Genomic DNA, 24560 nt, shown 5'->3' with positions numbered 1-24560 from the left:
ATGAAGAAAGAATAAGCGTATAGCGAAGTTCTATGCAAATAGAGAAAAGCAAAGAAGCTAGAGGGCATGTTCTGCACGCATCGCTAGCTTCTTTGCTCATTTCATTTCCGTAATCGTGCGGGCTAATGTACCCTTCTATTCGGAATGACAAAGGATACAGTCGTTCCTTCATCAGGTTTGCTATGAATAGACAAGCCCTGTCCGTACAGCTTAATGAGTCTTCGATTGGTATTGGGCAAGCCGATACCGCCCCTTTCTTGTTGGATCGGGTTTAATAGCCGCTCCGCTAGTTCAGGGTTCATGCCTTTGCCATCGTCAATGACTTCTATTTGGGTCGTTGTCTCCTGCGCGGTTATCCGGATTCGGACCGTACCGCCCTTCGACCTGCTGAGCAATCCATGTCTGACCGCGTTCTCGACCAACGGCTGAATCGTCAGCGGAGGAAGTCTCAATGAAGCCTCAGTCTCATCCTCCCACACGATGGACAATCGTTCCCCGAATCGTTCTTTTTCGACAAAGAGGTAAGCTCTTACCAAATCCAACTCATGCGACAACTCGACCAATTCCTCTGTATTCAGGAAATCAAAGCTAATTCGCAAATAAGCGGAGAAGGCTTCGACCAAGTCGCGCATCTTATCCCCGTCGATCTGGCTTAATGCCATAATCGAATTCAGCGTGTTGAATAGAAAGTGAGGTTGAATCTGTGCTTGCAGATAGGCAGCTTCCATACGCAATCGTTCATTCATCGATTTTTTCAGTCCGGTTAAGGCGCGAATACGATATTTCAGCTCAAGAGCATCTACCGGCTTCGTGACATAATCGTTGGCCCCCGACAGGAAGCCGGTGTAGATATCGGCGGGCTGACTTCTCGCAGTGAGCAGCAGAATGGGCAGCTCAGACAAGGAATAATGCTCTCTTACCTTCTGCGTGAATTCGTAGCCCGACATTTGCGGCATCATCACGTCTGCGATGAGCAGATCCCATGGTTCGTTCCCGAGCAGGGACAATGCATCATGGGCAGAAGTAGCCGTTGTAATCGCATAGGGCTCGGAAGCTAACATGCCGATCAGCACATTCAGATTGATAGGATCGTCATCAACGACCAGAATATGGACCTTGCCGTCGTTCAAGAAGGGCATGCTCGGCTCTGCAGCAGGGATAAGGTCTCTTGGTTGCTCCAAGGCAAGGAAGCTTGCCGCAATCTCGTTGATGGCTTCGGCTCTGACATGTAGTCGATCTTCTGATGATTGCTGTGAATCTGGCAAGTGGGATGAATCGGCCAGCGGGAGCTGGAATTGGAACACGGAGCCTTTGCCCGGCTCTGACTGGACCGTAATCACGCCGCCATGCAGCTCGACTAATTGCTGACATATGCTTAATCCAAGTCCAATGCCTCTTCCATCATTTAAGCCGTATTCGCCTTGTTCATAAGGGAGGAAGACCTTGTCCCGGGTTTCTTTATCCATGCCAATGCCCGTATCGGATACCAGAATAGTAGCATAGTTGTCCCGATATTCAGCAGAGACAGTGATCTGTCCCTTCTCTGTGTATTTGAGCGCATTATGCAACAGGTTATACAGAATTTGAACCAGTCTCTTCTCATCAGCCAGCACTGGGGGCATGGAATCCCTAATCTTCATTTGCAATTGAATCGGCTTGCCTTCTGTCATGTACGCCAGCATGCTGATGATGCCGGGAACGACGGATTGAATATGAAGAGGCTCCTTATGGAGGACAATACGATGCTCCTGAAGCCGGGCGACGTCGAGAAGATCGCCGAGCATATGGGACATCCGGCGACTAACGGTAATGAGCAGCTTCATATCCTTGAGGCTTTTCTCATTCAGTTTATCCTTTTCGTTGTTGACGACGGTTGCGGCAATATTCATAATGCCATGCAGCGGCGTCCTTAACTCATGAGAGGTGTTAGCCAGAAATTGATCCTTCAGCTTGTCCGCCTTTTTTAACTGAATGTTAAGAACGGCGTTCTCTTGGGCATTGCGAATATATTTTTTGAACCAGAATGCAGAGAATCCGATAATGGCCGCCATAATATCGAAAGGATAATAGACGGTCGTAACGACTTGGGAGGAGTCTATGATGCTCCATATCAGGTTAGATATAGAACCCGCTGCCGTAAGCAGCACAAAGACGACATCCCTGTCCGAATCTTTTTTGAAAATCATCGAGACTGCGGTATAAATAAACCAAATGAAGGGGATGAGATACAAGGATAGGAAAATCCTTAGATCGAGAAACCCGTTCACGTAGGACGCCGGCGCAGCCGCCAGGAAGATCGAGACCAGCACAAGCGTTGCACCATATACGCGCACCCAGACATTTCCTGTTGGGGCAGCGGCGAACTTTCTGAACAGCATGAGGAGCAGGAGATTTTGCCATAACAGGCAAATCAGCCGAATCTTCATTGCCCATGCGTAATCGAGCGGAAACCATAGCAAGAGTACATTATCATGGCCTATTGTGATGGCAATGCCTATAGACAGCGTTAATAACGTGACAATGAGCAATCCCCGTTCTATGGGATTGAATAGATAGAGTATGAAGGCATATAAGCCGTGCAGCAGCAACATGATAAAGGTGACGAGTTGGAATCCAATCGAATACCAGCGAACGTAGTCAATGGCATCCTGCGAGCCGAAGCGGAGAGGGCGTGTAATGCCTCCATAAAAGGGCTCGTCGAAATTGGCGACGCGAATAAGCAGATCAATCTCGGTCGTCCCTCCAACCGAATAAGAGGCCGTGTAAGAGATGTTTTTGGGTGAGTAATCCGCTTTGTTGGTGGCAAGCGTCCCCATACTTGGCTCGGCAATGCCGTTGATCTCCACTTGTGATGATGCCTGAATGCCATTAAACCAGAAGGCGACAGGCTTTGTCAGAGGATCGACCAGAATGCGCAGCCGGTACGTCCCGTAGCCATACGAGAAGCCGGAATCACGCTCTAAGGCGTCGCTCCAGTCTCCAGGGACTTGAACCGTATTATAATGGGCGTTTTTCTTCGATAAGAGGTCCTGATGCGACAGGAACTGATTGGGGTAGACATGCCACTCTCCATCTAGGTAGACAGATGGAGAGGCATTCAAGTCTACTCCGCGCATATCCAGCACGCCATCAACGGAGCGCGAGAACTCTGCGGTAGGGAAGAGCTCCGACCACGCCCATCGCAGCGCAAACAAGGCGGACAGGAACAGCAGTACAATACATATATATTTGAAAGTGGTCGTATTCATTTTTCGTATCATACCAAGAAAGTTCGACATAAAGGGCCATTCTCCTTTGGAGTAGCGCACACCTTTTTTCATCGTATTATTCCGTCTCAAGAACGGTTGGCTGCTTGGTTCTATGCGGAATGACAAAGGACACGGTAGTTCCTTCATGAGGCTTGCTGTGAATGGTTAGGCCTTGTCCATACCATCGGAAAAGCCGCCGGTTCGTATTGGCGACGCCGATTCCGCTTCTGCCTTTTATGGAGAAGCTTAATAATTGCCTGATCTTCTCCTGGCTCATTCCTTTGCCGTCATCCCGGACTTCAATGCGTATGCCGTCTTCTTGCCGTGCGACTCCAATATATACGGTGCCGCCCTTCGACTGACTAAGCAGGCCATGCTTCACGGCATTCTCGATAAGTGGTTGTATGGTCAGCGGCGGCAGAAGCGGGTTAATGCCAGACTCGACCTCCCATACAACAGACAGCCGCTCCCCGAACCGCTCGGACTCTACATAGAGATAAGCTCTCGCAAGCTCAAGCTCATGTGACAGCACGACCAGCTCCTCTGTATTCATAAAGTCAAAGCTGATTCGCAAGTAGGATGAGAAGGCTTCGACTAGGCTGCGCATCTTGTCCGCGTCAATCATGCTTAACGCCATAATGGAATTGAGCGTGTTGAACAGAAAGTGCGGATGAATCTGCGCCTGCAAATAGGCGGCTTCCATACGCAGCCGTTCATGGATGGATTGTTTCAGCGTTATCAGCGCCCGGATCCGATATTTCAGCTCCAGTGCATCGACTGGCTTGGTGACATAATCATTCGCTCCCGCTGCGAAACCGGTGTAGATATCAGCAGTTTGGCTGCGGGCGGTCAGCAGCAATACAGGAAGCTCAGACAGCGAATATTGCTCCCTAACCTTCTTGGTCAGTTCATAGCCGGACATCTGCGGCATCATGACATCGGCAATGAGCAGATCCCAACTTTGCTTCTCCAGCCGCTCTAGCGCTTCTCGGGCAGAATGAGCTACTGTAAGCTGATAAGGTTCAGCAGATAAAATACCTGCAAGCACACTTAGATTGACAGGATCGTCATCGACAGCCAATATATGCACCTTCCCGCCGCCAAGCAGCGGCGGCAGGGACTCCGTTGATGCGGGTACGGAATCATTCGAGGAGCTTCGTGCAGCTGCTGCATAAGCGGCTCCAGCATCTATCGCACCGGAATACGGATGATCGATATCCTGGGCGTTGGCAGCAGCAGATTCCTTGGCCAGCGGGAGATAGAAGCTGAACACCGATCCCTTGCCTATCTCGGAGCGGACCGTTAATGTGCCGCCATGCAGCTCTACCAATTGCTTGCTTATGCTAAGGCCAAGCCCTATTCCTCTTCCGTCGCTCATCCCGTAAGCGCCCTGTTCATAGGGGAGAAAGATACGTGCTTGAGTTTCCTCGTCCATGCCGACACCAGTATCGGAGATATGAATCATCAGAAGCTCATCCCTTGTTTCGGCGGAGATTGTGATGCTGCCTTCCTCCGTGTACTTAAGAGCGTTATGCAGCAGATTATAGAGTACTTGCACGAGTCTCTTCTCGTCGGCTATGACGATTGGGGTCGACGATGGGATATGGTTGTGAAGCTTAATCGGCTTGCCCTCCATCATAAAGGAAAGCATAGCGATGACGCCTGGGACGACCGACTGCACGCGGAGCGGCTCAAGCTCCAACTGGATACGATGTTCCTTGAGGCGGGCGACATCGAGAAGATCGCCCAGCATATGGGACATGCGGCGGCTAATTTGAATAAGCAGCTCCATCTCTTTCATACTGTTCATATTTCCGATTTCTTTTTCTTTGGTAACAATCGTTTCTGCTATATTCATGATGCCATGCAGAGGTGTTCGCAGCTCATGCGATGTATTGGCCAGAAATTGGTCCTTCAGCTTGTCTTCCCTCTTCAACTGCTCGTAGAGCTGAACGTTTTCTCTGGATGTATAGAAATATTTTTTGAACCAATACGTAGCAAAGCCAATAATCGATGCGATAATATCGAACGGATAATAGACGGTCGTGACGTCTTTGGCACCTCCGGCAAGGCTCCACAGCAAGTTGGATACGATGCTGGCTGCTGATAGCAGCAGGAAGATGACATCGGAGTCGTTCGATTTCCTAAAGATCATGGTCCCAAGGACGAATAGAAACCATGCAAAAGGAACGAGCATAAAGAAATGTAACAGCTGATAATCGATAGCTCTGTCAATCAAGGAAACCGGCGAAGCAATTAGGAATATAGTAAAGGCAAGCAATGCGGCAGTATACATACGCAGCCACGGATTATGCGGAGCTGCGGAAGAAAACCATCTAAATAGTAGAAGAATGAAGAAGGTTTGCCACACAACAGAAATCAGCCTGATTTTGAACGCCCATGTATAATTGATTGGCAGCCACAGCATGAGAACATGATCATAACTGCTAACGATAATTAAGCCTACAGCCAACAATAACAGACTGGTCAGCAGCAGTGTCTTCTCTTGTCGATTAAAGAAATAAAGGATAATTGCATATATGCCGTGCAGCATCAATAGGATAAACGTTACTAATTGAAAACCGATTGAATACCAGCGTACATGATCAATCGCCGCCACAGAGCCGAACCGGGGAGAACGCAAAATTCCGCCGCTGTTAGACTTATCATAATTGGCTACCTGTATGAGTATATCAAGCTCAGTTGTTTCTTCTACGGAATAGGTAACGGTGTAAGACATATTTTTGGGTGTATAAGCTTCTGCGTTTTCGGCAGGTTTGCCGCTGCCGCCCGAATGCCTGCCGTTTATTTCAACCTTTGATGAGGCTTGAATGTCTTTTATCCAAATGGAGACCGGCTGCTCCAATGGATCGATCAGAATGCGCAGCCGATACGTGCCGTAGCCGTACGCATGTTCCAGTGGCGGCTCCAAGTGCTCCTGCCAATTTCCAGGCACTTGAATGCTTTGTTGTTGATAGCTTCCTGATTGGAGGTCTTGATGCGACAGCAATTGTCTCGGATAGAAGTCCCATTCCCCTTCCAGATAGAAAGAGTTGGATGATTCCAGCTCCACTCCGCGCATGTCCAGCACGCCATCCACAATACGGGGAGACTCCGAGGTAGGGAACAGTGCAGACCATGCAAAACGCAAGCCGGTCAGGATGCCAAGGAACAGCAGTGTGATCAGAAAAAGATTCAGTTTATTTGGAATAGGGTATCGTTTTATCATTCCATTAAAGTTCGACATATTCAGCATCTTTTCCTTTGCTTTGCGTCTGTTTGGATAGGAGGAGAAATACAAACAAACAGCACATGGAATGTGCTGTTTGCCCAAGGATACTGCATTAAACCCTATTAAATCATAGAGTATGATTGGATAGTAGTGCGGTATTAAACTACGCCTTGCTCGATCATCGCATCCGCTACGCGTACGAAGCCTGCAATGTTGGCGCCAACTACGAGGTTGCCCGGGTAGCCGTATTTCTCAGCTGCAGCTACACTGTTGTTGTAGATTAAGCGCATGATGTCATGCAGCTTTGTATCTACTTCCTCGAACGACCATGACAGACGCATGCTGTTCTGGGACATCTCCAGCGAGGAGACAGCTACGCCGCCTGCATTCGCGGCTTTCGCCGGTCCGAACAGGACGCCGTTGTTCAGGAATATGTCGATCGCGTCGAGCGTCGATGGCATATTCGCGCCTTCGCCGATAGCGATTACACCGTTCTTCACAAGCAGCTCCGCCGATTTCTCGTCGATTTCGTTTTGCGTTGCGCAAGGCAGCGCAATCTCGCAAGGGATGGACCAGATATTCTCGCAGCCTGGCGTGTAGACAGCATCCGGATGCGATAGGACGTAATCGCTAATCCGCTTGCGCTCTACTTCTTTCAGCTGCTTCACAAGAGCCAGATCAATTCCCTTCGGATCGTAGATATAGCCGTTGGAGTCGCTGCACGCCACTACGTGCGCGCCCAATTGTTGTGCTTTCTCTATCGCATAGATGGATACGTTGCCGGAGCCGGAGACGACCACTGTACGATCCTGGAAGCTCAACTCTTTGGATTGCAGCATTTCGTTGACGAAGTAGACACAGCCGTAGCCTGTTGCTTCCTTACGCGCAAGGCTTCCGCCGTAGAGCAGACCTTTACCCGTTAGGACGCCAGCTTCGTTACCGCTTTTGATCCGTTTGTATTGACCGAACATGTAGCCGATCTCGCGAGCGCCCACACCAATGTCGCCAGCCGGTACGTCCATGTAAGGACCGATGTAACGGTACAATTCTGTCATGAAGCTTTGCGTGAAACGCATCACTTCGCCTTCCGATTTGCCCTTCGGATCGAAGTCGGAGCCGCCTTTGCCGCCGCCGATGGGTTGGCCGGTCAAGGAGTTTTTGAAAATTTGCTCGAACCCGAGGAACTTGATAATGCTAGCGTTCACGGAAGGATGGAAGCGAAGGCCGCCTTTGTAAGGGCCTAATGCGCTGTTGAATTGAACCCGGAATCCGCGGTTTACTTGCGGCTTGCCATTGTCGTCAGTCCACGGTACGCGGAAGTAGACGACGCGCTCAGGTTCAGTAATTCTCTCCAGGATGCTGTGCTGCATGTAATGCGGATTAGCCTCGATGACAGGGATCAGGGAGTCAAGAATTTCTTTTACCGATTGGAAGAATTCCCGCTCCCCTTGATTGCGGTTGAGAATCGTTTCGTAGACCGATTGGACATATTCCTTAGCGGTCTGCTCCTTTACCAAGACATTGTTCACGTGAGTGGACGCTCCTTCTATATGAAAAATGACAAGCCTATGTTGGGTTATCTATTCGACACCGAGGATTACAGCAGATCGCGACGAAGCTCTTCGCCGGATTTAGGCGACAAATAAGCGAACGGAATATCGAATACCGTCTTCGCCCCGCTTTGGCCTTCTTTGCTGTATCGGTTAGCTGCTCTTGCATAAGCAACGAGTACACTTGCCGTGAACTCGGGGTTGCTTTCCAGCTTCAAGCCGAATTCGATAATTTGCTTCGTGCCTTCGCCAGTGATACCGCTGCGAATAACAAATCCGCCATGCGGCATTCCTTGATGCTCAGCTTTCAGTTGTTCTTCGGTAATGAATGTTACAGTCGTGTCGTAGTCCGAGAAGTAGTTCGGCATGGAGACGATCGTCTCGCGAATGACTTCTTGATCTGCATTCTCATCAGCAACAACGAAGCATTGACGAAGATGTTTCTCGCGTGTCTCAAGCTCAGGCGTCTCGCCATTGCGAATGCGCTCGATCACGGATTGGACAGGAACGGTATATTGCACACCGGCTTTAACGCCCGGTACGCGACGAATAGCATCGGAGTGGCCTTGGCTTACGCCTTTGCCCCAGAATGTGAAATCCGTGCCTTCAGGAAGAATGGATTGGCCTAGCAGACGGTTAAGAGAGAACAAGCCCGGGTCCCAGCCTGTAGAGATAACGCTCAGGTTGCCGCCTTGCGTTGCTGCGGCGTTGACTGCGTCGAAGAATTCGGGGATTTTCGCGTGTGTATCGAAGCTGTCTACCGTATTGAACATGCTGGCGAAGACAGGAGTCTGCTCTGGCAGGTCCGTTGCCGATCCGCCGCATAGAATCATAACGTCGATTTTGCCCTTGTATTGCTCAGCAGCCGATACGTGCTCGAAAGTCACGCCGTTCGATGACAATTGTTCCGGTTGCCGGCGCGTGAATACTGCGACTAGCTCCATGTCCGGATTTTGCGAGATGGCCTTTTCGACCCCTTTGCCCAGGTTGCCGTAGCCTACGATACCGATCTTGATTCTACCCATAATAATCCTCCTAAAAATATGCCAGATTCACCCTAATGCCTGTTGCTGTCTAAGAGCGCGATTTCGTATTATTTTAAGTTTTTTAGCGCAATAATGCAAATAAATAATAACATAGTACAAACCAATTTGGGAGGAATTAGAAAGATATGGTGTTTTTTCGACTCAAATCCGAACGATTTAAAAGACGGGAAAGCCGCATAAAATAAGGCTTTATTGCTGTGATAGAGTAGTGAATTAACTCGGTTAAGCGGGGCGAAAATTTTTTTTGAATAAGTAGATTTAGAGAGCTTGCAAGCGGTCTTCGGGGGTATAATAAAGGGAAGGCAAATCTATACATTCCGAAGAGACAAGTGTCCCTCAAAGGAGATATTATGACCGATCAAAACACGAACATAGACGCTGGATGGAAGTTTGACCATAGTTACGCAAGCTTGCCGGAATTGTTCTACAGCAAGATAAACCCGAATCCAGTCCCTGCACCTGATTTGGTGATTCTGAACACGTCGCTTGCCGCGTCGCTCGGACTGAAGACAGAGGCGCTGAAAAGCGAAAGAGGCGTCGCCGTATTCGCCGGCAATGAAATGCCGGCTGGCGCTCTGCCGCTGGCCCAAGCCTATGCTGGACATCAATTCGCCTATTTCACTATGTTGGGTGATGGACGGGCCTTGCTTATTGGCGAGCATTTGACGCCAGCAGGCGAGCGGGTAGATATCCAGCTGAAAGGCTCTGGACGCACACCTTACTCCCGTGGTGGAGACGGGAAGGCGTCGCTCGGGCCGATGCTGCGCGAATACATGATCAGCGAAGCGATGCACGGGCTCGGCATTCCGACCACCCGCAGTCTGGCGGTCGTGACGACAGGCCAATCGATCTATCGCGAGATGGAGCTGCCAGGCGCCATTCTGACCCGTGTGGCGGCTAGCCATATTCGCGTCGGCACTTTCCAATACGCGGCGCAGCAAGGCTCTGTCGAGGATCTGCGGGCATTGGCCGATTATACGTGGAATCGGCATTATGCCGAGGCTGATCCCGGGGACAACCGCTATCTGGCGTTGCTGAAGGAAGTCATTAAGCGCCAAGGAGAGCTGATTGCAAAGTGGCAGCTTGCTGGTTTTATCCACGGCGTCATGAACACCGACAACATGACGCTAAGCGGAGAGACGATCGATTACGGTCCTTGCGCATTTATGGACGCTTATAATCCGGCGACAGTATTCAGCTCTATCGATAGGGAAGGTCGGTATGCGTATGGGAATCAGCCCAATATCGCGGCATGGAATCTGGCGAGACTCGCAGAAGCGTTGCTGCCGCTCCTTCACGAGGAGGAAGAGAAGGCCGTTGAATTGGCGGAGGATGCCATCCAAGGGTTCATCGACGTATTCTATAGTCACTGGCTGAATGGCATGAGAGCTAAGCTCGGACTGTTCCATCCGGAGCCGGAGGATGAAGGTTTGATCAAGACGCTTCTGGATCTGATGACAGAGCATCATGCAGACTATACCAACACATTCAAGGCTCTAACGTTCGGCAAGCTTGAGGATGTGGCGATGTCCGGGAGAGACGACTTCCGTCAATGGCATGGTCATTGGCAGGAGAGGCTGGGTCGACAGACAAAATCGGCTGAGGATGCCCACCAGCTTATGAGAGCCAGCAATCCCGCCGTCATTCCTCGTAATCACCGGGTAGAGGCGGCGCTGGAAGCAGCTGTGGAACGGGGGGATCTCAGCGTGCTGGAGAAGCTGTTGACGGTCCTGCGCAACCCATACGCCCATACGGTGGAGCAGGATGAATATGCTGCGCCGGCTGAACCAACGACTTATCCGTATCGTACTTTTTGCGGGACCTGATTTATAGGCAATAGGAGCTTCCCAACCGGCTTTTGAAGCGGGTTGGGAAGCTTTTTTTCGCGGGAATGGATTGGAGAATGCCATTAGGCAATCATTCAGCTATCGAAAAGCTATTAAAGAGTAGAAACTAATAGAATATATTATTTTGACATAAATACTAATAATTGCTATATTATAAATGGACGTCCAATCTAAAGGTTATAATAGGAGTGCTCCTAAGTCGATCACAATTACACTATATAGGAGAGAAAATGATGAACATTCGAAAGAACCTAGTGGCGTTAAGCTTAGCTCTTATTATGTCCTTATCTCTATTCGGGGCTGCCAGCGCAGAACCGGCAGTTGTATGTGAGAAGCCGGGCGATTTCACATTGACAGCAACACCGGGCAATCGCTCCATGGCGTTGTCGTGGACGCCGTCCGCAGGCGTGGATACTTACGATGTCTATTATTCACCTAGAGCGCCGTACGCCGCTCAAAATATTGTAGATACAAGCTTTACAGTAACCGAGCTGCGCAATGGCTATATCGGGTATTCCTTCGGTATTATTGCGAAGAATGAATGCGGATCTACATGGTCCAACTCCATTCATCAAGTGGCAACCTCAGCTACAGGAGCACCTGCTAAACCTAGTATAGAACTAAATGACAATAAATTACACACCACAGGAGATTTTGTTATTAAATGGACAATTTGGAATGGGAATAAAGCGACGTCCGGCCGTCTCCTAGAGAATGGTCAGGAGATATCTCATCACTACTATGAAGAGTTCGGCAACTCAAGCGAGCAATCGACGGGTTGGAACTTTAGGCGACCGCCGGGTACGTATACGTATCAAGTGGAGCTTACGAATCCGTTCGGCTCCGTGTTAAGCGATCCTATTACGGTTATCGTGCCTTAACTCATCGGAAAGCCGTTTCATGTGAAAACCTCCGCATGCCGTCAACGGTGCGGAGGTTTTTTCTCGTATGAGGAGAGATGGTTCAATTAGTATTATTATAATTAAAAGGGTTTTATTAGATCGAAAAATCAGGGTAACGAGCAAGAGCTGCAATTAACAGCCCCTTGTCATTTTAGGCGCTATAAGACATCCTTGGCTTGCCGGAAAGCTTCGTCCACAATCAAATAAGCAAGATTGTGATCTTCCATCACTTGAGAAGCAAGTTCCGGCTCAACCCAAATTCTAGCTGTACATTCATTCTCTTGCCGATAGGGCAGGCATTCTATAATGGTGGTTCGATAGAACAGCTGATAGCCGATCAACGGATATTTGCCATTAGGATCAAATAACGGATTTTCCTCATGACTTACTTCAATGGCGCCAATATAGCGGGAATCCCCGCACTTGACGTAACCTTCTTCCATACACTCTCTGAGCAAGGTGTCTACCGGCGTCTCTCCAATCTCTACATGTCCGCCTGGCAAGTTGAAGCCGCGGCCTTGTACATGTACGAGCATCATCTTTCCTTGATCCATGCATACGCCATGGACGCTTGTTACAAATGCGGGATCAGGCAGTTCAACGCCAGGCAGCCAGGTTAGTTTGACGTAATGCCCGCCCCAATTGGCGTAGGCTGTGTGTTCCATTCCGTAAATCCTCCAACTCATTGAGATAGGCGTTTTTATAACGATGGCAAGGTATAGCTGCATAACAAGTTGCTTTATCTTTTGACGTATATAGCATAACCAATTGCCCCATGCAATGAAATAGGAGCTGACAAGCATTTCTGAATACGGTAGTCCGATGTCAGGAAACGCCAATGGAATTATGACATGTACAATGCAAGTATGATAAATTAGGTAATAATTCAACCAATCAAAGTAGATTACAACGTCCTATAGGTTTAGCGGTCACGGTCTCAGTTAATGGGCAGAGCTAGTGCATACGGCCCGATTTGTGAATCAAGGGAAATCGTGTCTGTGAACATTAAATCGAAGGGAATAAGGAGATTTATGCAGCCATTTACGAAACGAGTCATTGAGATTATACAAAGGATACCGGAGGGCTATGTTATGACTTACGGCCAAATCGCCGAAGTCGCGGGGAGTCCGAGAGGGGCCAGACAAGTCGTTCGCATTCTCCATTCGATGAGCGCTGCGCACAAGCTGCCTTGGCATAGGGTTGTGAACGCGAAAGGGATAATTGCCTTGATGGACGAGGAGTCCCGGTTCAAGCAAATTTTATATTTGAGCAGTGAGGGCGTGCTGGCTGATGAGGCGGGTCGTGTTGATTTGGAGAAGCACCGCTATTGGCCTGAGGAGACTGATAACTTTGCACCTCCCGATGAAGCGGAATGAGCAGCTGCAATCATGGAGCTGAAGAAGGTCTGATTGTATTGCCTTTTTTTGTTACCCGATATAGAATTAGGAGATTTGAAATGGGATATGGGGTGAAGATATGATGCGGAAGACTAATGGGCTTGCTCAGATACGTCCTCCCTTTCCTATTTTCATTTTACGGAAGCACTAAAGCCTTTATGGTTTTAGTGCTTTTTTATTTTGATGGAGGTGCTCTGGATGATCAGGTACAGGAGGGTATTGATCAAATTAAGCGGCGGTGCAGTGGCGGGTGACACAGCGTTTGGTTTTGATCCTGGAAGACTGGAGCATATAGCCAACGAAATCATGTCGGTTGTTAGCGCAGGGGTAGAGGTGTCCCTGATGATAGGCGGGGGCAACATATTCCGCGGCAGTATGGCGGAGGAATGGGGAATAGAGCGGGCAGAGGCTGACAATATCGGTACGATGGCAACCGTTATCAACAGTCTGATGTTGCGGGGTGTGCTGAAAGCCAAGCTGGAACGAGAGGTCCGTGTCATGACCTCGCTTCCGATTACGTCTGTAGCTGAGCCTTATATCCGGTTAAAAGCTGCTCATCATTTGGATAAAGGGTACATCGTTATTTTTGCGGGAGGGAACGGGCAGCCTTATGTCACTACCGATTATCCATCCGTTCAGCGGGCAATTGAAGTCCAGTGTGATGCATTACTGGTCGCGAAGCAGGGTGTGGACGGTGTTCTGAATGCAGACCCCAAGTATAATCAGCAGGCCAAAAAATTTAAGTCCTTGCATTATAACGATGTCTTGCAGCAAGACTTGAAGGTTATGGATCAATCCGCATTTATACTGGCAAGAGAGTACAATCTGCCCATGCATGTATTCAACTTCGATCAGTCAGGCACTATGAGAGGCATCTGTGAGGGCAAGGATTACGGTACGATCATTAGCGGGGAATCGGTAATGGAGCTGGGATGAACCGAGGTCTGCTTGCCGTGAACTTCTTGTCGAAACCTCTTAAAGAAAGAGCGCCCTCTTTCGGCGCTCTTCTTCTTTGATCTTATATTCAATTTTAAACCTAGCATGCTCCACATGACGTTTCCAATGCTGGCTTATGTCGATAATAGCAATCAGGACTATTTTAATATAAACGTTCCTGTCACCGGGTTATGATCGCTGTGCTCGAAGTTCAGAGATGTTCCTGAAACTTGCACAATCTCTACGTTAGGCGAGACGAAGAAACCGTCGATGACCGCCAGGAAGTTTACACCTTCCTCATAGGCAGTATCGAGTGTGCGAACGGTAGGCACTGCCGCATCGACCGCCCACTGGAATCCACCAGGGCCGAATGTCTCGGGGAATGGCTGGAGCCACTCTGGCCACTCTTGCTGCGCAGGAAAGGCGCCAGGATCGGTAGACGGCAAGGAGTGATTCCAATCACCGCCAACAATAATGTAATGCCCCTTATCTGCCTCTTGCTTCAGATAATCTCCAAGGAAGTCGAGCTGCTGCTTGCGGATTTGGCCCCCTTTATCGAAGGCTGACAAATGCAGGTTCACGAGTATAAGTTCTTTGCCGTTATCAACTGGCAGCCTGCTCTCGATAAAGGCGCGATCCAGCTCGAACAGCTGTACCGGCCAGCTCTCCTTGCCCGGGAGATCGAAGCGGGTATGAGTGGTGCTGGCGAAAGAGGACAATGTCAATAATCCGCTTTGCACAGACCCCATAGGCTTCGTCAGAGGTACGGGAACCCAAGGGACTTTGTAATTATAGGCAAAGGTCTGATCATATCCTGACAAGCTGTCGCTGATGAGCTGCGTTTCATCTAGTTTATAGCTTCGCGAGGACTTCCGGTCGACCTCTTGCAAAAGGATAAGATGAGATTCGGAATCGCTCAGAAAGTCGATAACGGATTGAATATTGTCTTTCGTCTTGTCCTTGCTGCTGGATCTGGACATCGTTCCTCCATCCATGAAGAAGTCCTGATTACGATCCAGGCCTGCATAACCGATGTTGAAAGTCGTAATAGAGAATGGTACTCCTTGCCCAATCATGTCGGTTTGTCGGCTAGTGTTGTCCAGCTCGACTTGAGCAGGCGGCTTGTAGTCAGCCAAGGAAATATAGATGAGAAATATGGCGAGCAGCGCAAGGGGAATAAGAAGAATCCAGAGCAGGCGCTTTAACACTTTTTTGAACATAGCTTCATAGCCTCCTAGTTGGTGTGCATGACGAGTAGATAGACCTCAGGCATGCAGGTAAATAAAATGTACTATATTTCCAACTATTCTAGAAGGGTTATTGCTGCTTTGGTGAAATTGATTACTTTGTGCAAACGTTATCATTTAGCTGTAATTGCTATTTTTTTGACTGCTTAACCATCGAATTGACGATAAAGGGATTGACAGCGCTTTAATTCAGCGCTTAAAATGACAATAAGCAAACGCTTTCAAGTTGATTTTTGCCATTTTGGGCAGACCGGATGTTAAGACTTGGGTTCGTTTGTTTTTATTTTGTGCAAAATGCAAACGTTTGCACAATGAAAGGGGACTAATTCATGGCTATGATCAACAAGTTCAGAAAGCTTATCGCGATTGTTTTGATCGCTGCGCTGACCTGGACAACAATGGGCATTCTGCCCGCACAGGCAAGCGGTGAGCTGCCCGGCAAGGTGACATTGGTGGGAACGCTGCAGACAGCGCTTGGCGCTGCTGGAGACTGGGATCCATCATCGGATGATACGGCAATGACCTATGCGGGAGGAGGAGAATATCGGCTTACCGGTACGCTGCCCGCAGGGGACTATTCGTACAAGGTAGCATTGAACGGTACATGGAACGAAAGTCATGGCTTTGGCAGCTATACGAATCCGGCTGGAGTAGAGGACAACGGCAACATTGTCCTTAAGCTCGATGAAGAGACGGAAATCACGTTCTACTACAACCATACGAGCCGGAAAATTGCAGACTCTACCTATTACGCGCCGCTGCCGCAAGCGCAGACGCCGAGAGTGGTGGGCGACCTGCAGACGGCGCTCGGCGATGTGGGCAATTGGAGCCCGGCTGATGCTGCATTCATGCTGAAGGATGACGATTACAACGGCATATATGAAGCGGTTGCGATATTGCCTGGAGGCACTTACGAGTACAAGATCATTCTCGGCAACAGCTGGGATACAGCAGCCGCTTATCCTGGTTCGAATGCTGTGCTGGCGCTGCCGGAGGAGCTGGAGGTTACGTTCACCTATGATGCGGCGACGCATGAAGTGGATGCTCTTTATAACGCTCCAGTCGATCCTGAGGCAGACCCGATACCAGATGGGCATCTGCGAATTCACTATCAGCGTGCGGACCAAAGCTATGATGGCTTCGGCTTATGGCTATGGGATCATGTAGCGTCGCCATCGGCGAATTGGCCAGCTGGCGCGACAGCTTTTCCTTCTGACAAGCGGGACAGCTATGGTGCATATGTTGATGTGCGGCTTGCTGACGATGCGTCTAAGGTAGGTTTTCTTATCGTGCATCGCACAACAGGCGAGAAGGATGGCGGTGACAAGTCGGTAGTGCTGTCGTCGGTTTCCAGCAGCCAGATTTGGATCAAGCAAGGCGACGATCGGGTCTATTCCTCGCCGACTGGCGAAGTGGCCAAGGCTATCGTATCGGCTGAAATTATATCGGATAATGAATTGCTGTTAGGTTTTACGACGACAGAAGGCATGCAAGCAGAGGGCTTGCTCCAGTCTGTCACCATAGAAGACAAGAATGGAGATCCGCTTGCAGCATCAGCGGCGACGGTAACGAGTAAGACGACTGTACAGCTCACGCTGTCCGGCCAAGTCGATTTGGAGCTGGCCCCATTGTCTGTCACGTATGAAGGCAGAACCGTTGCAGCGAACGTGGGCTGGAGATTAATCGACCATAAGTATGCCTACAATGGCAACGATCTTGGCGCAACCTACGATAAAGGCAGCGTGACGCTAAAGCTGTGGGCGCCCAAGGCAAGCAAAGTAACTGTGAATGTCTATGACAAGAACGATGCAACAAAGCTAGTAGGCACGGCTGATCTGACACTAGGCGATTATGGCGTATGGTCTGCGACTGTGGCGCCAAGCGACTTGTCCAGTGCCTCTGTCACCGACCTTCGCGGCTATTACTATCAATACGAAGTGACAAATGACGGCGTAACGAAGAAGGTGCTTGATCCGTACGCCAAATCCATGGCCGAATTCCGCGTCAATACGAAAGGCGAGGCAGGTCCTGATGGCGATATCGTAGGCAAAGCGGCGATTATTGATTTAAGCAGAACGAATCCGTCTGGCTTTGACTATGCGTCTATTGACGGCTACGGACAACGCGAGGATGCGATTATATGGGAAGCACATATTCGTGACTTCACTTCCGACCCATCCATCGAAGGCGATCTGGGATCGCGCTGGGGCTCGTACAAGGCGTTTATCGACAAGCTTCCGTATATCCAGTCGCTCGGCGTGACGCATGTTCAACTGCTGCCGGTTATGGCTTGGTACTACGGCGATGAAGCGGCGATGGATGTGCGTGAGCTGGAGTACTCCGCGAGGGACAATGAATACAACTGGGGTTACGATCCGCATAGCTATTTCTCGCCGGACGGCGCGTATTCCGAGAATGCGAAGGACCCTGAGCTTCGTATCAAGGAACTGAAAGAGTTGATTCATGCGATTCACGAAGCGGGAATGGGCGTTGTGCTCGATGTGGTCTACACGCATATGGCGAAGTCTGATTTCCTGAATGACATCGTGCCGAACTATTATGCTTTCCAGCGTCCTGACGGCTCGTTCATCGGGGGCTTCGGCAACAATCTGGCGACTAACCACGCCATGGCTGAGAAGCTGATGGTCGATTCCGTAAAATATTGGTTCGATGAATACAAAATCGACGGCATGCGCTGGGACATGATGGGCGATGCGACGTATCCTTCTGTACAGAAATCATATGATGCGGCCGCTGAGCTGAATCCGAACGCCCTCTTCATCGGCGAGGGCTGGCGTACATTCGCCGGACAAGAGGCTGATCCATCGCTCGCAGGCATGGGCGCCGACCAGGATTGGATGGATAAGACGGATGATGTCGGTGTATTCTCCGACGAGATCCGCAACGAACTGAAGTCCGGCTTTGGCTCCGAGGGTGAACCGCGGTTCATTACAGGCGGGGCTAGAAGCATCCAGACGATCCTGAACAATATTAAAGGCCAGCCGAGCAACACAGCTTTCGACGATCCGGGCGACATGGTGCCGTACATTGAGGCGCATGACAATTTGCCGCTATACGACGTGATTGCACAATCGATCAAGAAAGACCCTGCTATTGCAGAGAATGATCGGGAAATTCACGAGCGCATTCGTCTGGGCAACTTGCTTGTACTGACGTCGCAAGGTACGGCTTTTCTTCATGCCGGCCAGGAATATGGCCGTACGAAGCAGTGGCTGGCACCGGGAACACCGGAGCATAAGTATCACGCTTTAGAGGATCAGCATGGTCAAGTATTCGGTTATTTTGTCCATGATTCCTACGATTCGTCGGATGCGATCAATATGTTCGACTGGACGAAGGCAACAGATGAGACGGCTTATCCGGTCAACCATGTGACCAGCGAATATACAAAAGGGCTGATCGAGCTTCGAAGACATACCGATGCATTCCGACTGGGCGATCAGGACTTGGTGAACTCCAACGTCACGCTGATCGATGCACCGGAGATCGGAGACACGGATCTTCTGATCGGCTACAAAAATATCGCCATGGATGGAACAGGTCATTACTATGTCTTCGTCAATGCGGATGACGAGAGCAGAACGCTGACGCTTCCGGTTGACTTGACGAGCGGCACGGTCATCGTTGATAACGATGAGGCGGGAACAACCGCCGTATCCGATCCGTCGGGCTTCACACTCACGAAGCAGTCGCTTACGATCGATCCGCTTAGCGCAGTCGTTATTCGCATGGATGCAGCGGCACAAGCGCTGGTATCGATTCAACTGGACAGTAATAAGCAGTCGCTTAAGGTTGATGGCAGCCATACGATCTCGGTGTACGCTCAATACGAGGGCGGAAGCCGGGAGAAAGTGAAGAGCGGAGCAAGCTTCGTCTCCGACAAACCATCCGTAGCGACCGTATCTGCGGCAGGCGTCATTAAGGCAGTCAGCCCGGGTCGTGCAACTATTACAGTCGAATACAAGGGCTTCCAGGCGACCGTGCAGATTGAAGTTGTCGAGCCGGATACCGCTCGCACGCTTCAATTCAACTACATTCGTCCTGATGGAGACTATAAGGACTGGAACATTTGGGTGTGGAACACCGGAGCGCAAGATGGCGAGGTGTTGTTCGATAAGGTAGAGAACGGCATTGCCACTGCAACCATTGAAGTGCATGAAGATGCTATTGGCGTCGGCTTTGTCCTTCGCAAGGGCAACGACTGGAATACGGCGAAGCAAGACATTCCGTATGACCGCGTTATCCCGCTGACAGAAGGCGACCGTTATATGAAAGTGAATGTACACAGCATGGTCGGCGAGCTGGACGTATTCCCGTCCATCTACGGCCCTTACCTTCATGACGGGAACATTACCTTCCGCTATCGCGACGCTGGCTTGTTCAGCAAAGGGCTGATGAATACCATTAAAGGCGTTCAAGTGAAAATCGGCGGGAAGACATACGATATGACTTACGACGAATCCAAGGAATGGTTCACTTATACGCTTCACAGCGTATCTCCGGGTAGTTATGTATACAGCTATCTGGTGACAAAAGACGGCGTTACTGAGGAAGTGAACGATCCTTCGAACATGCAGGACGGCAAATCGGAAGTGGTCTATAAGAAGCCGGCTGTTACGCTTTCGGGCAGCATCAAGCCGGGCTCTATTCACTATGATGAGAATGCCTTATTGCGGATAAGCTCATCCAGCGCGGAGCCGCTGGCATTCCGCGAGGGCTATATGGATCTGACCGCACTGGGCGGCGCAGCCAAGGCACCATTCAACGTGGAGCTGATGGCTCATAGCATCGCCGTCAAACAAACCATAACCGCAGGCTTGAAGACGATTCCTGTTACGCTGGTAGATCAATACGGCAATGCGCATACACAGCGCATACAGGTAACCGTCAAGTCGAGAACGTTCGCAGATGATCTGGATTTCGACTGGGATGAGTCGCGTATCTACTTCCTGCTGACGGACCGGTTCCATGACGGAGACGAGACGAATAACGTCAACGTAGACAAGTCGCATCTGGAAGCTTACCATGGCGGCGACTTCAGAGGTTTGATCGATAAGCTCGATTATTTGGATGAGCTGGGGATCAATACGCTTTGGATTACGCCGATTGTGGACAATATCGATTTCAACCAGGGCGCCAGCTTCGGCGGCAAGCAATACGGCTATCACGGCTATTGGGCGAAGGACTTCACGAAGCTCGACGAGCATTTGGGCGATATCGAGACCTTCAAGGAACTGATTGAGAAGGCGCATGACCGCGGGATGAAAATTATGGTCGACGTCGTTCTGAACCATACAGGCTACGGTCTGAAGCCTGGAGATAATCAAACAGGCGTGACGGAGGAGGACAAGGCGCGCTTTAAGGATATGCTGCGGACGAACGGCTTGTCGGCGGGCATTAACCCGATCAAAGGCGAGCTCGACGGCCTACCGGACTTTATGACGGAGCATGCTGAAGTACGCGATCAGATTATTGAATGGCAGACGGACTGGCTGGAGAGAGCCAGAACGGATCGCGGAGACACCATCGATTACTTCCGTGTTGATACGGTGAAGCATGTGGAGACGGCGACTTGGGTCGCATTCAAAAACGCGCTGACTGCCATCGATCCAAGCTTTAAGCTGCTGGGCGAATATTTTGGCGGTACGGTGGAAGGCGACGGAGGCATGCTGGCAAGCGGTCAGATGGATGCGCTGCTCGACTTCGGCTTCAAAGCGCAAGCGAAAAATTTTGCGAATGGCAGCATCGACGCGGTGGACGCATATTTGCAAGACCGGGAATCGAAGCTGTCGAATACGAAAATGATGGCGCAATTCCTAAGCAGCCACGACGAAGACGGCTTCTTGTCTCATTACGTGGATGGTGACAAGAGCAAGCTGATGATTGCAGCCGCGCTGCAAATCACAGCGAAAGGCATGCCTGTTATCTACTACGGCGAGGAGCTGGGTCGTTCCGGCGCAAATGCGCGGGATATGAGCCAAGGCCAGCTCAGCGAGAATCGGGGCGACATGCCATGGGACCGCTTGGACGAAGAACAGAAGCTGCATGAGCATTATTCAAAGCTGCTCAACATTCGGGCGAAGTACTCCAAGCTCTTTGCGAAGGGCGATCGCACGAAGCTGGCAGGCTCGGATGAGCTAGGCTATCTGGCATTCAACAAGAAATACGGCAACGACAATATTGTAACGGCTATTAATACGGCTGAAGAAGCGGTAGCCGTGACGCTGACTGTTCCATTCGTGTCGGGTACGACAGTAGTGGATGAATACAGTGGCAAGACCTATACCGTCTCGGCAACTCGTACGATCGCCATAGAGCTTCCAGGTCGGGCGGATGGCGGTACAGCCATTCTAAGCGGCGTGTCTCCGAAGCCTCCGCAGCAAGGCGGTGGTGATCCGGTTATGGAGACCCCGCAATGGCCGGGAGCGGATGTAATCCCGGACAACGTGCTAACGACTGGAACAGAGGGCAAAACAACGATCAAACTATCAAACGGCCATACCTCCGCTATTCTTCCCTTGCAGGCTTCCAAGCTGCTGGGAGATCGCGATCTGGAGCTGGCAGCAGATGGACTGACTATCCTTCTGCCGAATGAAGTGTTGGCTGCCGCAGCAGCGCTGCTGCCTGCAGATGCATCTGCTGAAAATGCGGTCATCCGCTTCCAGGCGAAGCCGCTGACAAGTGGGGAGCTTGAAGCGCTGCTGAGCAGGCAGAATCTTGAAGGCTGGTCGTTCAAGCAAGGCTCGACCGCCTATGCTTTCCGCATCTCTATCCTGCAAGGCAATAGCGAAGTCGGCGTTCTGACGCAGTTCGAGCAGCCTGTTACGGTTAGCTTTGCGGTAGAAGCAGGCATTAATGGAGCGCTAAGCGGTGTCTATTACATCGGCGAGGACGGTAAGGCGGCCTATGCCGGCGGCATCTTGCAAGACGGCATTATGACGGCGAAGCTGAATCACTTCAGCGTGTACGGCGTGTTGGAAGCCGACCGCAGTTTCACCGATGTGCCAAGCAGCCACTGGGCGGCGCAAGCGATTAAGTCTCTAGCTGTAAAGGGTATTATCGAAGGCATGAACAGCAAGCAGTTCGCGCCTGAAGCCCAAGTGACGCGCGCCCAATTTGCGACGATGCTCGTGCGGGCGCTGGACTCGGAAGCGGGCAAGAAGCCTGCGACCGGTATCTTCGCCGACGTGCCTCGCGATGCCTGGTACGCGCCATATGCGGAAGCTGCTTTCCGTCTTGGCATCGTAACGGGCCGTGACGCGAAGCGGTTTGCGCCGAATGAAGCGATTACTCGCGAAGAAATGGCAATAATGCTGCTTCGCGCTTATCGCGCGGGAAGAACAGCAGACGCTGCGGAGTATGCAAGTGCACCATCCTTCGCCGATCAGAGCGATATTAGCGACTGGGCGTTGCAGGACGTAACCTCAGCCGCTGAGCTCGGTCTGGTGCAAGGACGCACAGGCGGACGCTTTGCTCCTCAAGAGAAACTGACGCGCGCAGAGAGCGCGCAAGCGATTTACAACGTACTGAACATCCGCGATTAAGCGGATGGCCAAGTGGCGCGGCACGATGTTTCGCGCTTTTAAAGGGAGTAGGGGCTGTCCGAAAAGTCATTTTATGATTTTTTAGCCCCCACTGTAGACAGAATTTTAAGTAATAAAGGAGCCTTTAAACCCACCTTAGCGGTGGTTTTAAAGGCTTTTTCGTTCAATGCTTGGGACAGGCTTATTCGTTGTTCCATTTTTGGGACGTCCCCAGCTTGTTGAGAAAGTCTCAACAGGCTGAGAATACCTATAAGTAACCCCTCTAAGAGTTGAAAGCTGTCTGGCAGCTACACATTGTCACTGCTGCCCATAGAAGGTGGGCGCTGATGCTGATCATGGATGTTTTAGTCGGCTAATGTCCACGAAGGTCGCTTCGAGTCCGCTTTAAGTCGGTTTCACCGCCCTAATGTCCATGAAGGCCGCTCCGAGTCCGCTTTAAGTTGGTTTCACCGCCCTAATGTCCATGAAGGCCGCTCCGAGTCCGCTTTAAGTTGGTTTCACCGCCCTAATGTCCATGAAGACCGCTCCGAGTCTGCTTTAAGTCGGTTTCACCGCCCTAATGTCCATGAAGGCCGCTTCGAGTCCGCTTTAAGTCGGTTTCACCGCTCTAATGTCCATGAAGGCCGTTCCGAGTCCGCTTTAAGTCGGTTTCACCGCCCTAATGTCCATGAAGGCCGCTCCGAGTCCGCTTTAAGTCGGTTTCACCGCCCTAATGTCCATGAAGGCCGTTCCGAGTCCGCTTTAAGTTGGTTTCACCGCCCTAATGTCCATGAAGGCCGCTTCGAGTCCGCTTTAAGTCGGTTTCACCGCCCTAATGACCACGAAGACCGCTCCGAGTCTGCTTTAAGTCGGTTTCACCGCCCTAATGTCCACGAAGGCCGCATCGAGTCCGCTTTAAGTCGGTTTCACCGCCCTAATGTTCATGAAGGCCACTCTGAGTCAGCCCTAAGTCGGTCTCAACGCCTTCAGTCAGATGAGATATTCGTTGCTTCTAAAACAAATGACAGAAAAACAAAATTAGTAATAATCTTAGTTCTTGGAGCGATTCGAATCACTTTTTCTCCTATGAGCCGAGCCACCGCATAAAAATAGCCGAAAAGTCCAAAGGACTTTATCGACACTCTGACCCCAACCATTGGTCGGGGTTCTTTTTCGTATGCGAGGCCTCAAATGTTTTAAGCCATTTTAGGAGCATTGCATCAATTGCTTATAAGATAGTATTGGATTTAAAGGGGGAGCGGTCCTATGATAAAACAAATGAAGCCCAAACTTATTATGCTGCAAGGTCTTCCTTCTACGGGGAAATCAACCCATTCGGGGCTGATCGTCTCCCGGCTTGAGGAGAGCGTGAACCAGATCAGATGGATCCATGAGATGGCAAGTCCCCCCCATCTGGTGTTGTTCTTTTATGAAGCCCAGTTGACCCTTGAGGAATACGCTTGTTTTGTGAGCCAATACCTTCATGTCAAAGGGATTATGGAATCATTAAAGGTAACAAGAGGGAATGCCGTTGGAATTGATCTTCTGGAAATTAATGGAATTACAGCCGTGAATTCGGACAAGAAGCGTATGCGCAGCTGAAAGAATACG

12 protein-coding genes are annotated in these 24560 nt (G+C 50.4%); 6 read left to right on the top strand and 6 right to left on the bottom strand.

What is annotated here, in order from left to right:
• Nucleotides 1-122: 122 nt before the first annotated feature.
• The 4 genes from DX130_RS19510 to DX130_RS19495 form a co-directional block, all read right to left on the bottom strand.
• Nucleotides 123-3278: a hybrid sensor histidine kinase/response regulator gene (locus tag DX130_RS19510; RefSeq protein ID WP_116048221.1), complete on the bottom strand. Its 3156-nt coding sequence runs from the start codon at nt 3276-3278 to the stop codon at nt 123-125.
• 46 nt (nt 3279-3324) lie between these two features.
• Entirely contained in the window at nt 3325-6495 is a 3171-nt protein-coding gene (locus DX130_RS19505) for a hybrid sensor histidine kinase/response regulator (RefSeq protein WP_116048219.1), read from the bottom strand.
• A gap of 143 nt (nt 6496-6638) precedes the next feature.
• The gene (gene gdhA / locus DX130_RS19500; protein ID WP_116048218.1) at nt 6639-8009 is read right to left on the bottom strand and encodes an NADP-specific glutamate dehydrogenase; all 1371 of its coding nucleotides are present in this window, start codon (nt 8007-8009) and stop codon (nt 6639-6641) included.
• A gap of 68 nt (nt 8010-8077) precedes the next feature.
• Nucleotides 8078-9055 carry a diaminopimelate dehydrogenase gene (locus DX130_RS19495; RefSeq protein WP_206098863.1) on the bottom strand — a complete coding sequence of 326 codons (978 nt, stop codon included), beginning with the start codon at nt 9053-9055 and terminating at the stop codon, nt 8078-8080.
• Between the two features lie 371 nt (nt 9056-9426).
• Between DX130_RS19495 and DX130_RS19490 the strand changes: the two genes are divergently transcribed.
• Both DX130_RS19490 and DX130_RS19485 read left to right on the top strand, forming a co-directional pair.
• Nucleotides 9427-10902: a protein adenylyltransferase SelO gene (locus DX130_RS19490; protein WP_116048214.1), complete on the top strand. Its 1476-nt coding sequence runs from the start codon at nt 9427-9429 to the stop codon at nt 10900-10902.
• Nucleotides 10903-11153: 251 nt separating this feature from the next.
• Nucleotides 11154-11804: a fibronectin type III domain-containing protein gene (locus tag DX130_RS19485; RefSeq protein WP_116048212.1), complete on the top strand. Its 651-nt coding sequence runs from the start codon at nt 11154-11156 to the stop codon at nt 11802-11804.
• A 179-nt stretch (nt 11805-11983) separates the two neighbouring features.
• On the opposite strand, the gene DX130_RS19480 is transcribed toward DX130_RS19485, so the two are convergent.
• A complete protein-coding gene (locus DX130_RS19480; RefSeq protein ID WP_116048211.1) occupies nt 11984-12490 on the bottom strand; it encodes an NUDIX domain-containing protein in 507 nt (168 codons plus the stop codon).
• A 366-nt stretch (nt 12491-12856) separates the two neighbouring features.
• On the opposite strand from DX130_RS19480, the gene DX130_RS19475 reads away from it, so the two are divergent.
• Complete coding sequence (locus DX130_RS19475; RefSeq protein WP_116048209.1) at nt 12857-13201, top strand: MGMT family protein; 345 nt, start codon at nt 12857-12859, stop codon at nt 13199-13201.
• 219 nt (nt 13202-13420) lie between these two features.
• Nucleotides 13421-14158 carry a UMP kinase gene (gene pyrH / locus DX130_RS19470; RefSeq protein ID WP_206098862.1) on the top strand — a complete coding sequence of 246 codons (738 nt, stop codon included), beginning with the start codon at nt 13421-13423 and terminating at the stop codon, nt 14156-14158.
• A gap of 158 nt (nt 14159-14316) precedes the next feature.
• On the opposite strand, the gene DX130_RS19465 is transcribed toward pyrH, so the two are convergent.
• Complete coding sequence (locus tag DX130_RS19465) at nt 14317-15378, bottom strand: endonuclease/exonuclease/phosphatase family protein (protein ID WP_116048207.1); 1062 nt, start codon at nt 15376-15378, stop codon at nt 14317-14319.
• A 356-nt stretch (nt 15379-15734) separates the two neighbouring features.
• Here DX130_RS19465 and DX130_RS19460 point away from each other — a divergent pair, with 356 nt between their 5' ends.
• Both DX130_RS19460 and DX130_RS19455 read left to right on the top strand, forming a co-directional pair.
• A complete protein-coding gene (locus tag DX130_RS19460) occupies nt 15735-22970 on the top strand; it encodes a pullulanase (protein WP_116048206.1) in 7236 nt (2411 codons plus the stop codon).
• A gap of 1245 nt (nt 22971-24215) precedes the next feature.
• The gene (locus tag DX130_RS19455; RefSeq protein ID WP_116048204.1) at nt 24216-24551 is read left to right on the top strand and encodes a P-loop NTPase family protein; all 336 of its coding nucleotides are present in this window, start codon (nt 24216-24218) and stop codon (nt 24549-24551) included.
• The last annotated feature ends 9 nt before the right edge of the window (nt 24552-24560 follow it).

Origin of the sequence: Paenibacillus paeoniae (assembly GCF_003388735.1) — a bacterium.
Lineage (GTDB): Bacteria > Bacillota > Bacilli > Paenibacillales > Paenibacillaceae > Pristimantibacillus > Pristimantibacillus paeoniae.
This window is presented reverse-complemented; position numbering and strand designations above follow the sequence as displayed.